General features: G+C 36.9%; 17 protein-coding genes. All 17 read left to right on the forward strand.

Going from position 1 to position 15,434, the window contains the following annotated elements:
• Positions 1–14: 14 nt before the first annotated feature.
• The 17 genes from hrcA to JCM12304_RS02010 all read left to right on the forward strand — a co-directional run bounded on the left by hrcA (position 15) and on the right by JCM12304_RS02010 (position 15,432).
• A complete protein-coding gene (gene hrcA, locus JCM12304_RS01935) occupies positions 15–1,049 on the forward strand; it encodes a heat-inducible transcriptional repressor HrcA (RefSeq protein ID WP_060678390.1) in 1,035 nt (344 codons plus the stop codon).
• Positions 1,050–1,129: 80 nt separating this feature from the next.
• Positions 1,130–1,690, forward strand: coding sequence for a nucleotide exchange factor GrpE (gene grpE / locus JCM12304_RS01940; RefSeq protein ID WP_019377998.1), 561 nt, complete (start codon positions 1,130–1,132; stop codon positions 1,688–1,690).
• 32 nt (positions 1,691–1,722) lie between these two features.
• Positions 1,723–3,564, forward strand: a complete 1,842-nt coding sequence (gene dnaK / locus JCM12304_RS01945; RefSeq protein WP_019377997.1) for a molecular chaperone DnaK — start codon at positions 1,723–1,725, stop codon at positions 3,562–3,564.
• Between the two features lie 161 nt (positions 3,565–3,725).
• Positions 3,726–4,853: a molecular chaperone DnaJ gene (dnaJ, locus tag JCM12304_RS01950; protein WP_019377996.1), complete on the forward strand. Its 1,128-nt coding sequence runs from the start codon at positions 3,726–3,728 to the stop codon at positions 4,851–4,853.
• 61 nt (positions 4,854–4,914) lie between these two features.
• Positions 4,915–5,859 carry a 50S ribosomal protein L11 methyltransferase gene (gene prmA, locus JCM12304_RS01955; protein WP_019377995.1) on the forward strand — a complete coding sequence of 315 codons (945 nt, stop codon included), beginning with the start codon at positions 4,915–4,917 and terminating at the stop codon, positions 5,857–5,859.
• Positions 5,860–5,886: 27 nt separating this feature from the next.
• Positions 5,887–6,342, forward strand: coding sequence for an RsmE family RNA methyltransferase (locus tag JCM12304_RS20255; protein ID WP_369813126.1), 456 nt, complete (start codon positions 5,887–5,889; stop codon positions 6,340–6,342).
• A gap of 14 nt (positions 6,343–6,356) precedes the next feature.
• Positions 6,357–6,647, forward strand: coding sequence for an RsmE family RNA methyltransferase (locus JCM12304_RS20260; protein WP_369813128.1), 291 nt, complete (start codon positions 6,357–6,359; stop codon positions 6,645–6,647).
• Positions 6,644–8,002: a tRNA (N(6)-L-threonylcarbamoyladenosine(37)-C(2))-methylthiotransferase MtaB gene (mtaB, locus tag JCM12304_RS01965; RefSeq protein ID WP_060678391.1), complete on the forward strand. Its 1,359-nt coding sequence runs from the start codon at positions 6,644–6,646 to the stop codon at positions 8,000–8,002. Before JCM12304_RS20260 ends, mtaB begins: the two co-directional genes overlap by 4 nt.
• A 172-nt stretch (positions 8,003–8,174) precedes the next feature.
• Positions 8,175–8,846, forward strand: a complete 672-nt coding sequence (deoC, locus tag JCM12304_RS01970) for a deoxyribose-phosphate aldolase (RefSeq protein WP_026041440.1) — start codon at positions 8,175–8,177, stop codon at positions 8,844–8,846.
• A 143-nt stretch (positions 8,847–8,989) separates the two neighbouring features.
• Positions 8,990–9,166: a 30S ribosomal protein S21 gene (rpsU, locus tag JCM12304_RS01975; RefSeq protein WP_019377991.1), complete on the forward strand. Its 177-nt coding sequence runs from the start codon at positions 8,990–8,992 to the stop codon at positions 9,164–9,166.
• Between the two features lie 15 nt (positions 9,167–9,181).
• On the forward strand, positions 9,182–9,628 hold the full coding sequence (locus JCM12304_RS01980; RefSeq protein ID WP_040955286.1) for a GatB/YqeY domain-containing protein: 447 nt from the start codon (positions 9,182–9,184) through the stop codon (positions 9,626–9,628).
• 302 nt (positions 9,629–9,930) lie between these two features.
• Positions 9,931–11,247, forward strand: coding sequence for an NfeD family protein (locus JCM12304_RS01985; protein ID WP_060678444.1), 1,317 nt, complete (start codon positions 9,931–9,933; stop codon positions 11,245–11,247).
• 37 nt (positions 11,248–11,284) lie between these two features.
• Complete coding sequence (floA, locus tag JCM12304_RS01990) at positions 11,285–12,277, forward strand: flotillin-like protein FloA (RefSeq protein ID WP_019377988.1); 993 nt, start codon at positions 11,285–11,287, stop codon at positions 12,275–12,277.
• Positions 12,278–12,309: 32 nt separating this feature from the next.
• Positions 12,310–12,822 carry a YqfB family membrane protein gene (locus tag JCM12304_RS01995; protein WP_040955287.1) on the forward strand — a complete coding sequence of 171 codons (513 nt, stop codon included), beginning with the start codon at positions 12,310–12,312 and terminating at the stop codon, positions 12,820–12,822.
• Positions 12,823–12,939: 117 nt separating this feature from the next.
• A complete protein-coding gene (gene yqfC, locus JCM12304_RS02000) occupies positions 12,940–13,221 on the forward strand; it encodes a sporulation protein YqfC (protein ID WP_040955288.1) in 282 nt (93 codons plus the stop codon).
• Between the two features lie 16 nt (positions 13,222–13,237).
• On the forward strand, positions 13,238–14,470 hold the full coding sequence (gene yqfD, locus JCM12304_RS02005) for a sporulation protein YqfD (RefSeq protein WP_082387955.1): 1,233 nt from the start codon (positions 13,238–13,240) through the stop codon (positions 14,468–14,470).
• A 2-nt stretch (positions 14,471–14,472) separates the two neighbouring features.
• A complete protein-coding gene (locus JCM12304_RS02010; RefSeq protein ID WP_019377984.1) occupies positions 14,473–15,432 on the forward strand; it encodes a PhoH family protein in 960 nt (319 codons plus the stop codon).
• Positions 15,433–15,434: the final 2 nt, after the last annotated feature.

Here is a 15,434-nt window from a genome sequence, read left to right on the forward strand (position 1 = left end):
CAGAGGTGATCATCATGTTAACTGAAAGGCAATTGTTGATTCTGCAGGTCATTATTGATGATTTCATCGAGACAGCACATCCAGTTGGTTCTCGAGCTATTTCTAAGAAGGATAATATTCCATTTAGTGCTGCAACAATACGCAATGAAATGGCTGATTTGGAAGAAATGGGCTTTTTGGAAAAGACGCATACATCTTCTGGTCGAATTCCGTCCGAAAAAGGCTACAGATATTATGTTGATCACTTAATATCGCCTTTTTCAAACCAGCAAAGAAAGGGTAACGTAATTAAACACGTTCTTCAGGATGGGGTATTTGAATTTGAACAGATTGTTCAAATGTCAGCAGAAATGCTCTCTGAGCTTACCAATTATACTTCCATTATTTTGGGGCCGGAGATATATGAAACTAAATTAAAACAGGTACAAATAATTACATTGTCCTCGAATACAGCCGTAGCTATTCTAGTAACAAATACAGGTCATGTTGAACACCGGTCTTTTTCAATACCTAAAAAAATTAAAGCGTCTGAATTTGAAAAGATGGTTAACATTATGAATGATCGGTTGCATGGAGTACCTATCGTAAAGTTACCTGAAAAGTTTAATTCGGAAATAGCTTCTATTATGCGGAAGTATATTGAGGATTTTGATACATCCTACAATTATTTGAAAGCTGCTTTTCTTGCTGACTACCCTGTGAAGTTATATATAGGTGGAAAATCAAACATACTTATGCAGCCTGAGTTCAATGATGTAGATAAAATAAGGTCTTTCTATTCCATGATGGAAAATGAAGAAGAAATTGCAAATTTATTAAAGCAGAATCATGATGGGATAGAGGTATTCATTGGACAAGAAAACAAAGTAGACGCCATTAAGGATCTAAGTTTAATTACCGCTTCTTATCATTTGGGTGAAGGACAATTAGGAACGATCGCATTATTAGGGCCAACAAGGATGGAGTATCGTAAGGTCATTACATTGTTAAATATCTTATCAAATGAAATGACTGAGGCATTATATATGTGGTATAAAAACAACGGATAGAGTAAAGAGCTGATAGTTTTTCTTCTCTATTGGTCCATGTTATAGTGTAACGTGGCGATTTTAAAATGGAGGTGGCACGGATGGAAGAACAGGGAAATACTAACGAAAATGAAAAAAATCATGAAGATGGAAAAGTTGAAGTCCTTGATGCAGAGCAAGAAGGAAAAGATACTGCAGATGAGCAATTAAAATTACAAGAAGAAAATGAAGCATTAAAAAAGGAGAAGGATGAAGTCTTTCAACGTATGCTTCGTGTTCAGGCAGAGTTTGATAATTTTAAGAAACGTTCTCAGCGGGAAAAAGAAGCTGATAGGAAGTATAAGTCACAAGATTTAGTAAATGAATTATTACCTGCCGTGGATAATTTTGAAAGAGCATTACAAGTGGAAACAACTGAAGATAATGCTGGATTTGTAGAAGGTATCACTATGGTATACCGACAAATTAAAGAAGCTTTAAAATCTCAAGGTGTAGAAGAAATAGATTCAGTTGATAAAGAGTTTGACCCTAATCTTCACCACGCTGTTATGCAAGTGGAAGAGGAAGATAAAGAGCCCAACATAATTGTTGAAGAGCTGCAAAAGGGTTATGTGCTTAAAGATCGTGTTATTAGACCAGCTATGGTAAAAGTAAATAAATAATCTGGAAATGGTAGCTAAGGAGGAAATAGAAGATGAGTAAAATTATTGGCATCGACTTAGGAACAACAAATTCATGTGTATCTGTTATGGAAGGTGGGGAAGCTGTTGTTATCCCTAACCCGGAAGGAAACCGTACTACACCATCTGTTGTAGCTTTTAAAAATGGCGAAAGACAGGTAGGAGAAGTTGCAAAACGTCAGGCAATAACTAATCCAAATACAATCCAATCCGTTAAGAGACATATGGGTACCGACTATAAAGTAAAAATTGAAGATAAAGAATTTACTCCACAGGAAGTATCAGCAATTATCCTTCAGCACATTAAATCATACGCTGAAGATTACATTGGCGAAACAGTAGAAAAGGCAGTTATCACTGTACCAGCTTATTTTAATGATGCTGAACGTCAAGCAACAAAGGATGCTGGGAAAATAGCTGGACTTGAAGTAGAGCGTATTATAAACGAGCCTACTGCAGCTGCTTTGGCATACGGTATTGATAAAGATGATCAAGATCAAACAATTCTTGTTTATGACTTAGGTGGCGGTACATTCGACGTTTCCATCTTAGACATTGGTGATGGCACATTTGAAGTAGTCTCAACTGCCGGGGATAACCGTCTGGGTGGAGATGATTTTGATGAAGTAATTATTAACCACATGGTTCAAGAATTCAAAAAAGAAAATGGTATAGACTTATCAAAAGATAAAATGGCAACACAACGTTTGAAAGATGCAGCAGAAAAAGCAAAAAAAGATCTTTCCGGTGTATCACAAACTCAAATTTCATTACCATTTATCACAGCTGGGGAAGCTGGGCCATTGCATTTGGAAATGAACTTAACACGTGCTAAGTTTGAAGAATTATCTTCTGACCTAGTAGAACGCACAATGGTGCCAACACGTAAAGCACTATCTGATGCTAGTCTATCTGCAAATGATATTCATAAAGTAATTCTTGTAGGTGGATCTACTCGAATCCCTGCAGTTCAAGAGGCTATTAAGCGTGAAATCGGTCAAGAACCTTCTAAAGGAGTAAATCCTGATGAAGTAGTAGCATTAGGGGCTGCTATCCAAGGTGGAGTGTTGCAAGGAGACGTAAAAGACGTAGTACTACTTGATGTTACTCCATTATCATTAGGTATTGAAACAATGGGATCTGTATTTACGAAGTTAATTGAACGAAATACAACAATCCCTACAAGCCATTCCCAAGTATTCTCTACCGCTGCAGATAATCAAACAGCAGTAGATATTCATGTCCTTCAAGGGGAACGTGAGATGGCAGCAGATAATAAAACATTAGGTCGTTTTCAACTAACTGATATTCCGCCAGCACCACGTGGAGTGCCACAAATTGAAGTATCTTTCGATATTGATGCAAACGGAATCGTAAATGTTAGAGCAAAAGATATGGGTACGAATAAAGAACAATCAATCACAATTAAATCATCTTCTGGTCTTTCTGATGAAGAAGTTGATCGCATGGTTAAAGAAGCAGAAGAAAATGCGGAAGAAGATAAAAAACGCCGTGAGGAAATTGAACTTCGTAATGAAGCTGATCAACTAATCTTCACTACAGATAAAACGATTAAAGATCTTGGGGAAAAAGTATCTGATGAAGAAAAAGAAAAAGCGGAGAAGGCAAAAGAAGAACTTAAATCTGCTTTAGAATCAGATGATCAAGAACAAATTAAAGAGAAGAAAGAAGCTTTAGAAGAACAAGTCCAGCAACTTTCTGTTAAAATGTATGAACAAATGCAACAAGAAGCTCAGGCTCAGCAAGGTCAAGAAGACCAAGGTTCTGATGATGATGTTGTAGATGCAGACTACCAGGAAGTAGATGAGGAAAAAGACGAGAAAGATAATAAATAAAATAGCTTAATTATAAAAGTCAAAGTCAGGATTCTCTTGGCTTTGGCTTTTTTTAAGAGCAGGATTTTGTTGCTTTGAAAATGGAGCTAATTTGCCACGCATGGTAAATTAATGATAAGATTAATTTTATGCAAAAGTTGTGTCGGGAGAGTGATTTTTAAGTGAGTAAGCGTGATTATTATGATGTGCTTGGTGTAGAAAAAGGCGCGTCTAAAGATGAAGTAAAAAAAGCGTATAGAAAATTAGCACGGAAATATCATCCGGATGTAAATAAAGAAGAGGATGCAGCTGATAAGTTTAAAGAAGCGAAGGAAGCTTATGAAGTACTAAGTGATGAGCAAAAACGTGCGCAATATGATCAATTTGGCCACGCAGGTGCACAAGGTCAAGGCTTCGGAGGTTTCGGAGGCGGAGCACAAGACTTTGGTGGATTTGGTGATATTTTCGATATGTTCTTTGGTGGCGGTGGCCGCAGAAGAGATCCGAATGCTCCTCAACAAGGCGCTGACCTCCAATATACAATGGTACTAGACTTTGAAGAGGCTATTTTTGGAAAAGAAGAGGATATAATTATTCCGAAAGAAGAAACGTGTGAAACATGTGATGGGTCAGGTGCGAAGCCAGGCACGAAAACAAAGACATGTTCACATTGTAATGGATCAGGACAGTTAAATACAGAGCAAAATACACCTTTTGGTAGAGTAGTAAATAAAAGAGTATGTCATTACTGTAATGGTACAGGGAAAATTATTCCTGAGAAATGTGGTACATGTGGTGGCGCCGGTAAAGTGAAGAAGAACAAAACAATTCATATTAGTATTCCGGCAGGCATTGATGAAGGTCAACAAATTAGAGTGGCAGGTAAAGGAGAAGCCGGTATCAATGGTGGACCTCCAGGAGACTTATATGTAGTTGTTCAAGTAAAACCACATGACTTCTTTGAAAGAGAAGGAGACCATATATTCTGTGAGCTACCACTCACTTACGCACAAGCAGCTTTGGGGGATGAAGTGGAAGTTCCAACTGTGCATGGTAAAGTAATGTTGAAAGTTCCCGCTGGTACTCAGACAGGTAAGACATTCAGAATGAGAGGGAAAGGTTCTCCAAATGTTCGTGGGTACGGTCATGGTGATCAGCATATTAAAGTGAAGGTGATGACACCGACAAATCTTACTGACCGTCAGAAAGAGCTATTAAGAGAGTTTAATGAAATAGGTGGAAATGAAGCTACTGAAGAACAGGAAAGTTCACTTTTCCAAAGGTTCAAAAAAGCTTTTAAAAGTGAATAAATAATCTTATTATATGGAATAGCATGACATATAATTTTAAATTAGAAATGAGTGATCTTTTTTGAATTGGTCGGAGATCTGTATCCATACAACAAATGAAGCAATTGAACCTATCTCTAATATACTTCATGAAACAGGTGCAAGTGGGTTGGTAATTGAAGACCCACTTGACCTTGTTAAGGAAAGAGATGCCTTTTTCGGTGAATTATTCGAATTGGACCCTTCTGAATACCCGGAAGAGGGAGTACGCATTAAAGCTTATCTGCCAGTGAATAGTTTTTTAAGTGAAACTATTGAGGAAATAAAACAAGCAATTAATAATTTATCAACTTATGGAATAGAACTGGGGCAGAATACGATTTCCTTAAATGAAGTAGACGAGGAGGAATGGTCTACAGCATGGAAAAAGTACTATAAACCTGTTAAAATATCTAAGAGGATTACCATAACTCCAACGTGGGAAGATTATGAGCCAGTTTCCTCTGATGAGGTGATCATTGAACTGGATCCAGGTATGGCATTTGGTACAGGAACCCATCCGACTACGGTATTAAGTATTCAAGCTTTAGAGAATTTCTTAAGTAAAGGTGATACTGTTATTGATGTTGGATCCGGTTCTGGTGTTTTAAGTATTGCTGCTGCTTTACTAGGTGCGGAAAGTGTGCAAGCATATGATCTCGATGATGTAGCTGTAACAAGTACGAAATTTAATGTAGAACTAAATAAACTTAGTGACAAGATTCAAGCAGAACAAAAAAACCTGTTAGAATCTGTGCATACAGAAGCGGATATTATTGTATCTAATATTTTAGCAGAAATTATCGTTCAATTTATTGATGAAGCTTGGGAAAGATTAAAACCAGGTGGATACTTCATAACTTCAGGAATAATTCAAAATAAGAAGCAAATGGTAAAAACTGATTTAGAAGTAAAAGGCTTTGAAATTATTCAGATAAATGAAATGGAAGAATGGATTTCAATTGTAGCACGAAAGAATGTTTTATAATTCTTGTGACGGAAGAGAGGGCTTGAATTGCAACGCTACTTTGTATCTGAAACAGGGTGGGGTACAAATGAGGTAACCATTCTTGGAGAAGATGTTCATCATATTAATAGAGTAATGCGCTATAAAGAAGGTGCCAATATAATCTGTAATCACCCTGATGGCAGAGCAGCTATTTGTGAGCTTTTAGTTATTACAGCAGATAGTGTACAAGCAGAAATCAAACAATGGTTGAATGAAAACGTGGAGTTGCCAATTCAAGTAACTGTTGCTCAAGGCTTACCAAAAGGTGATAAACTAGAGTTGATTTTGCAGAAAGGAACGGAATTAGGCGCATATGCTTTTATTCCTTTTCAAGCAGAACGCTCTATTGTTAACTGGGATAAAAAAAAGCAAGAAAAAAAGTTAATTCGTTTTAATAAAATTGTCAAAGAGGCAAGTGAGCAAAGCATCGTAATCAAATCCCAACAATATATAGCACCATAACCGTAGAGCGTTTAATTGAAGAAAGTTCCAAATATGACGTAAAACTGTATGCGTACGAAGAACAAGCTAAGGTGTCGGATTATAAGTCATTTGGTACAGTATTAGAAAACGTTACAATTACGGATAAAATACTTATCTGTATTGGTCCAGAGGGTGGTTTTTCTCCAAAAGAAGCTGAAAAACTAAATGATAATGGCTTTCAGGCTATACGTTTAGGCCCTCGAATTTTGCGAACTGAAACTGCAGCTTTATATGCTTTAGCAAGCATTTCCTATCATTTTGAAGAATTGAGGTGTGATTCATGACAACAGTGGCATTTCATACATTGGGTTGTAAAGTGAATCATTATGAAACGGAAGGCATCTGGCGAATGTTTAAGGAACATGGATATGAGCGAGTGGATTTTGATCATGACGCCGATGTTTATGTAATTAATACGTGTACCGTCACAAATACCGGAGATAAAAAAAGCAGACAGGTAATTCGACGAGCTATACGTAAAAATCCTGAAGGAATTGTGTGTGTAACCGGTTGTTATGCCCAGACGTCTCCAGGTGAAATAATGGAGATCCCTGGAGTGGATATTGTTGTGGGGACACAGGACCGGAAAAATATGCTTCAATATATTGAAGAACATAAAAAGACCAGAGAACCAATCAATGGTGTAACAAATATAATGAAAAATCGTGTTTTCGAAGAGATGGATGTCCCTGAATTTACTGACAGAACTAGAGCTTCGTTGAAAATACAGGAAGGCTGCAACAATTTCTGTACCTTTTGTATTATACCATGGTCAAGAGGGTTGCTCCGCTCAAGGGATCCAGAAAGTGTAGTAGACCAAGCCCAAAAGCTAGTTGATGCTGGTTACAAGGAAATTGTGTTGACAGGAATTCATACAGCAGGCTACGGAGAAGACATGAATGATTATAATTTCGCTATGCTACTGAATGATCTTGAAACAAAAGTAAAAGGATTAAAGCGAATTCGTATCTCTTCCATCGAGGCAAGTCAGATAACGGATGAAGTAATTGAGGCATTTGATCAATCGGAAAAAATTGTCCGTCACCTTCATATTCCACTGCAATCTGGTTCTGATAGTGTACTTGCAAGAATGAGGAGAAAATATTCCAGTCAATTCTATAAAGAAAAAGTAGAAAAAATAAAAAAAGCATTACCTGGATTGGCGATAACCTCAGATGTTATTGTTGGGTTTCCTGGTGAAACAGACGAAGAGTTTATGGAGACATACGATTTTATTAAAGATATTGGCTTTTCTGAATTACATGTCTTTCCGTTTTCGCGAAGAACTGGGACTCCTGCCGCTAGGATGAATAATCAAGTGAATGAAGAACTGAAAAATGAACGTGTACACCAGTTAATTGAGTTATCAAATCAATTGGCTAAACAATATGCTGCTAATTATGAAGATGAAGTTTTGGAAGTTATTCCAGAAGAACATTCCGAAGACCCTCTACGGCCTGAATTACTTATTGGTTATACGGATAATTATTTAAAAGTCCAATTTGAAGGTACTCCAGACATGATTGGAAAGATTGTTAGAGTTAAGTTAACTAAAGCCGGGTATCCAATCAATGAAGGTAAATTCGTTAAAATTATGGACAATGCTACACATTCGATGGCAAAGTCTGTAATAAACTAGAATCTGACCTTAATTTTTTTAAAGATAATCCGAATGCTTCATTTTTGTAATGAAGTAGTTCGGATTTTTTGCTCAAAAATACCGGTAACAATTAATAAAATTTGTTGTTTTTATTCTGTCATGCTATGATGAATTTAGAGGTACGTACAACATAGGAGAGGAAGTAATAATGATGAATAATGAGTTAGCAAAATATATTGATCACACCCAATTAAAGCCTGACACTACAAAGGATAGTATAGAAAAACTAGTTGCAGAGGCGAAGGAATATGAATTTGCCTCCGTATGTGTGAACCCATCATGGGTGCCGTTTTGTTATGAAAAGTTAAAGGATACTAATGTGAAGGTATGTACAGTGATCGGTTTTCCTTTAGGTGCTACTTCAACTCAATCAAAAGTATTTGAGACAGAGCAGGCTATAAAAGATGGAGCTACAGAAGTTGATATGGTTATAAATATTGGCCTTTTGAAATCGGGTGAGGATGATCCGGTTAAACAGGATATCGCTGCAGTAGTAAAAGCTGCGGAAAATAAAGCTTTAACAAAAGTGATTATTGAAACATCCTTATTGACAGAGGACGAAAAAATTCGTGCTTGTAAATTAGCCAAAGAAGCTGGGGCTGATTTCGTGAAGACATCTACTGGCTTTTCTACAGGAGGAGCTACTGTGGAGGATATAAAACTAATGAGAAAAACTGTCGGAAGTGACCTGGGTGTTAAAGCTTCCGGTGGAGTAAGAGATCTGGAAACAACTAAGGCAATGATTGATGCTGGTGCCACGAGAATTGGCGCAAGTGCTGGTGTTGATATTATACATGGCGGTAGTGGAACTTCTGACTACTAATATAAAAATGTATAAAAATGAAGCTTTATGTAAATAATCTGTTGACCTGTATGGATGAATATATTATAATTTAAAAAGGCATGTGACAGAAGTTCATATGCTGGTACAATCCTGTTTTGTGCTTCGGAGGGAGGGAAATTAGCATGTCAAATACAACTCGCGTTCGTAAAAACGAGTCTCTTGAGGATGCTCTTCGTCGCTTCAAGCGTAGTGTATCAAAAAGTGGTACACTGCAAGAATATCGTAAGCGTGAACACTATGAGAAACCAAGTGTTCGTCGTAAAAAGAAATCTGAAGCTGCTAGAAAGCGTAAATTCTAAAGAGGGTGCAAAAGCATGACATTACTTGAACAGCTGAATCAAGATATGAAGCAGGCAATGAAGAACAAGGATAAAGAAACGTTAAGTGTTATACGTATGGTGAAGGCTTCATTGCAGAATGAATCAATAAAACTTGGTAAAGACTCTCTTACAGAGGACGAAGAATTAACCATTTTGTCCAGAGAAGTCAAACAAAGAAAAGATTCCCTCCAAGAATTCAAATCAGCTGGACGCGATGATCTTGTTGAAAAGCTTGAAAGAGAAATTAATATTTTACAAGAATATATGCCAAAACAGCTTACAACTGAAGAGCTGGAGGCCATTGTTCAGTCAACGATTCAGGAAGTAAATGCAACATCTAAAAAAGATATGGGTAAAGTAATGAGTGCGGTTATGCCTAAAGTCAAGGGAAAGGCAGATGGCTCTCAAATCAACAAAATTGTGCAAAAACAGTTAAATTAAGCTTAATGATAAGATCTTTGCTGCCAAAGTAGCAAAGATCTTTTTCGTATTTAAGGAAAAAATTTTGACTTGAATTTTTTTACTCGAGGCTGGCACGAGTTTATCATGGCTTTTAATTTGTATGTGCTTGGTGCTTTGTTCCATTTCTAAGTAAATGAATGAAGAGACTATCTTCGAAACGCTGCTTATGATACGATTGAAATAAAATTAATTTAAAAATAATTTATGTATTTGAAACCAATTACATAATATATTCGTAAGTAACATAATAAGGGAGGTGATTTTACTTGCCGCTAAAGAAGATGGTAAGGTACATACTTTTTACTTTTATAGTATTGTTGCTTTTTTGCACTGAAAATGGCATTCCTGTAAAGGCAGCAGATGACGGAAGTGGAAAATCAGTATATTTTATACCAATTGAAAGGGAAGTAGAGAGAGGGCTTGAGGCATTTCTATCTCGTACTACCGATGAAGCTATAGAAAATGGTGCCGACCATATTGTTTTTGAAATTGATACTCCAGGCGGTAGGGTTGATTCAGCTGGTCAAATCGCAAAGCTCCTTCAGGATCTGGATATACCGACAACTTCTTTTATTGTTAATCAAGCTTTGTCAGCAGGTTCCTATATTGCTCTAAACACGGATAACATATATATGAAGCCACAAGCGACAATGGGTGCTAGTGGTGTTATTAATTCAGATGGTACTGCTGCCGATAAGAAAGCTCAGTCAGCCTGGTTAGCGGCGATGAAAAGTGCCGCAGAGTCAAAGGGAAGAGATCCCATTTATGCAGCGGCTATGGCAGATAGCAGCATCGATTTACCAGAATATGATGCTGGGAAAGGAAAGTTTTTAACACTTGGACCTACTGAAGCAGTGAAAGTTAATTATGCTAAAGCAGTAGTGGACGATCGTGTAGAGTTATTATATGAATTGGGTCTGTCGAATGCTGCTGTAGTTGAAAAAGAACCTACATTTTCAGAAGAAGTTGCCAGATTTCTTACAAATCCAGTTGTGATACCTATATTATTGTCTGTGGCAAGTCTTGGCTTAATTGTGGAATTATACTCTCCGGGTTTTGGAGTTCCTGGAACGATGGGCTTAGTAGCATTGGTATTGTTTTTTTACGGACATATTGTAGCTGGATTAGCTGGGATGGAGGCAATTATATTACTTATCTTAGGAATTGCGCTAATCATAGCTGAATTTTTTCTCCCTGGCGGTATTGCTGGTTTATTAGGGATAGGTGCAATTATCGGCTCATTGCTTATGTCAGGTTACGATTTGGGTCATATGGCTATGAGTATAAGCATTGCATTTCTAGTAACTCTTATTGTGTCCATCATTTTATTTAGAAGAATTGGTATGGATAAAGGAGTTTTCCGCCATATTATTTTAAAAGAACAAACTACCACTGAATTAGGCTATGTTTCTTCTGTAAATCGCCTAGAATTGATTGGCTTAGAGGGAAGAACTGTAACGCCTTTACGGCCCTCTGGGACTGCTGTTTTTGATAATGAACGGCTAGATGTTATTTCCGAAGGTGGTTATATAGATGCAAATAGAAATATTAAGGTAATAAAAGTAGAAGGTGTACGTATTGTAGTTAGAGAAATCTAATTTATAATAAATAAATATGTAACAGGAGGAAGATGGAATGGAATTATATGATCTTATGCCATTGATTATCATTGCGGTAATTCTAATTGTATTGGCAATTCTATTTACTTTTATCCCAGTAATGCTCTGGATCAGCGCATTGGCTGCAGGTGTAAAAGTCGGGATATTTACTCTAATAGGTATGCGTTTAAGACGCGTTGTACCTAACAGGGTAATTAACCCATTAATTAAGGCTCATAAAGCTGGGCTAGATGTTAAAACGAACCAATTAGAGAGTCACTATTTAGCTGGTGGTAATGTTGACAGGGTAGTAAACGCCTTAATTGCTGCACACCGTGCGAATATTGAATTGCCGTTCGAAAGAGGAGCAGCAATAGACTTGGCAGGACGCGATGTTTTGGAAGCAGTTCAAATGAGTGTAAACCCTAAAGTTATTGAAACACCATTTATTGCGGGTATTGCTATGGATGGAATTGAAGTTAAAGCAAAAGCGCGGATAACTGTTCGTGCAAACATTGACCGTCTCGTAGGTGGTGCAGGAGAAGATACTGTAATTGCCCGTGTTGGGGAAGGTGTTGTAAGTACCATAGGTAGTTCGGAGGCTCATACAAAAGTTCTGGAAAATCCTGACTCAATCTCCCACAATGTCTTAAATAGAGGTTTGGATGCAGGTACAGCATTTGAAATTCTCTCCATTGATATTGCGGATGTGGACATCGGCAAAAACATTGGTGCGATTCTACAAACTGACCAAGCTGAAGCGGATAAGAACATCGCACAGGCCAAAGCAGAAGAACGCCGTGCAATGGCAGTTGCACAAGAGCAAGAAATGGTGGCGCGTGTTCAGGAAATGAGGGCGAAAGTAGTAGAAGCAGAGGCAGATGTACCTTTGGCGTTAGCTGAAGCGTTACGTTCTGGAAATTTAGGTGTGATGGATTATATGAACTATAAAAATATCGATGCAGATACAGATATGCGAGACACCATTGGTAAATTAACCCAAGAAAACCATGATGATAATGATCAATAATTAGGTGATATTGCAGCATAAGGAGGGATTTTATGGATGTAATATCTGACTTCTTTGAAGCTATTGCCAGTAATTTTTTCATTATAGCTTTAATTATTGGAGGTATTATTAGTTTTATGAAGGATAATACCTCAAAGGGTAAGAAGCAGGAACCGTTTAATAGGCCGGAAACTTCTCCTCAAAAGCAGCCTTATTCTCAGCCAACAGTTCAAAATGAACAGCTGGAAACTCAAAGCCAAGCTGAAGAAATAGGCAACACATTGGCAGAGCAACAGAGAAAACGTATGGAAGAGCTAGCTGAGAGAGAGCAAGTATATTCTGCTCGATCAAAGGATGAGATCAATAGGCATGATGCCATTTTGGGTAATACTTCCAAACAACCGTCGGAAGTTGCACTATCCCATAAACAAAGAAAGTTTAAAAAACAAGTCACTGCTAACTTTGAGAAAAAAGGATTGGCAAATGGAATTATTATGTCAGAAATCCTTGGCCCCCCAAGAGCAGTAAAGCCTTACAAGTCAGTAGTACAACAACGTAGAAAATAATAATAGAAAAGCCTTTAGCCAAAGTAAAAGTACTTTTGGTTAAAGGCTTTTTTAGTTTGATATGTTCTTAAATTACCGCAAGATACATAAATATATAAATGGAGAGGGGCTGCATTTATGAAAAAGCTACAACAAGGTTTACGACCATGGTTAACTAAATATCTTGCATTTCCTTCTGATATTATGCTGGAACTCCCAAGAATTACAGTAGTTGGACAAATTCACGTATACATTGAAAATCACAAAGGACTTGCTACATATTCTGAATCAGAATTAAAGTTAAAGATGAATAAGGGTTATGTGAAAATTACCGGAAGTTCATTTGTACTTAAAATGATGTTGCCTGAGGAAATACTTTTGGAAGGTGAAATTAGAGATATTACATTTGTAACTGACTAAGTGCTATGTATGGAAGGTGGGGAAAGAGATTATAAACAATAAATCACATCTAACTGGTTATGTAACTATTTCAGTAACAGGAAGTTTGCCAGAACGTTTTTTCCAGACATGTGCCAATGAAGGAATCATGGTTTGGAATGTAAAGAAAAAATCAGTCAAGATTTGTGAAGGAACAATAAAACTCAGTGATGTTCAGCAATTAAGGAAAATAAATAGAAGAAAAAACTATAAAATTAAATTTACAGAAAAAAAAGGCTATCCATTTTTTTTGCGAAGGATTACAAAGAAAAAAGAGCTAATGTTTGCCTTAGTTTGCAGTTTATTGCTAGTGGTATTTCTTTCAAATATTATTTGGAAAATTAATATTACAGGAGTCCCAAAGGATATTGAAGAAAAAATAAGCCGTAAACTGAATGATTATGGAATCCATTCAGGTACATGGATTTTTACATTAGATTCACCAAATAAAATTCAACGTGAACTTGTGGAGGATATTCCTGAATTATTATGGGTCGGTGTACATCAAAAAGGGACAACCTTTTTCCTTGAAGGAGTAGAAAAGACAATTGTGAAAGAGGAAGAGCCTTTAGGGCCGCGTAATTTGATAGCTTCAAAAAAAGGAATTATTAAGAAATTATATGTTTCTAATGGTATGCCAAAGGTAAAGGTGAATGATTACGTGAAACCTGGGGATCTCTTAGTTTCAGGTGTTATCAATGAAAATGAACAAGATGAAAAGGAAGAAAATAAAGAGGAACAAAGTAAGAAAAAATATGTTGCTGCTGAGGGAGATATCACTGCAACCACTTGGTATGAAGTGATAGTTAATGTTCCATTAACAGCGAGTCATGAGTCACTTACTGGTGAACAGGAAAAAAGATATTATGCAAAATTGGGTAATTTTAAGTTGCCGATATGGGGATTTAGCGATCCGGACTATCAGTCTGTCCACCGAGAAAGAAAAGAGACACCGCTTTACTTTTTAAAATGGAAAATGCCAGTAAAGATAGTTGAAATGGTACTAAGTGAAAAAACGCATAATAAAAACAAAAGAACAGAGGATGAAGCTGTTCAAGTAGGAATAATGCAGGCCAAAAAAGAATTAAAGATAAAATTGGGACCAGAAGCTAAAATATTGTCTGAAAAAGTTTTGCATGAAAGTAAGGAGAATGGTAAAGTTAAATTAAACTTATATTTCAATGTCGAGGAAGATATTGCGACAGCACAACCTTTGGATCAAGGAGATTGATTATGTCCGAAAACCTTACTGAAATAAATCTACAAATCACAAATCCTAATGAAGCGATGGCTTTATTTGGCACAAATGATAAATACCTGCATCAATTGGAAGAACAATTAAATGTTTCCATTGTAACTCGAGGAGAACAGGTGCGTGTTTCAGGCACCGAAAAGGATATTTCTCTTGTACAAGATATCCTTTTGACTTTATTATCTCTTGTGCAAAAAGGCCTGCAAATTACTGAAAGAGATGTTGTTTATGCAATTGAATTAGCTAAGGAAGGGAAAATAAATCAATTAGAAACATTATTTGAAGATGAAATCACTAAAAATGTAAAAGGAAAACCTATACGAGTTAAGACACTGGGGCAAAAAAAATATGTTAGTGCAATTAAAAATAACGACCTCGTCTTCGGAATTGGACCAGCTGGAACAGGAAAAACTTATCTTGCAGTTGTGATGGCAGTACATGCGTTGAAAAATGGTATGGTTAAAAGAATTATACTCACACGCCCAGCAGTGGAGGCGGGAGAAAGTTTGGGTTTTTTACCTGGTGACTTAAAAGAAAAGGTAGACCCTTATCTACGTCCGTTATATGACGCATTACACGATGTGCTTGGGAACGAGCATACACTTAGGCTGATTGAAAGAGAAACGATTGAGATAGCACCACTTGCTTATATGCGTGGAAGAACTTTAGATGATGCCTTTGTAATTCTGGATGAGGCACAAAATACTACACCTGAACAGATGAAAATGTTTCTAACCCGTTTAGGCTTTGGATCCAAGATGGTGATCACAGGTGATATTACTCAAATTGATTTACCTAAGGGCGTGCAATCTGGCTTGCGGGTAGCTAGTCAATTGCTTAAACCGGTAAAAGGAATATCTTTTATATATCTGGAGCAATCAGACGTAGTTAGGCATCCACTCGTGCAACGTATAATCGATGCATATGAAAAAAATGTTTAGTT

It is taken from the genome of Virgibacillus halodenitrificans JCM 12304, from assembly GCF_001310895.1.
Lineage (GTDB): Bacteria > Bacillota > Bacilli > Bacillales > Amphibacillaceae > Virgibacillus_Q > Virgibacillus_Q halodenitrificans.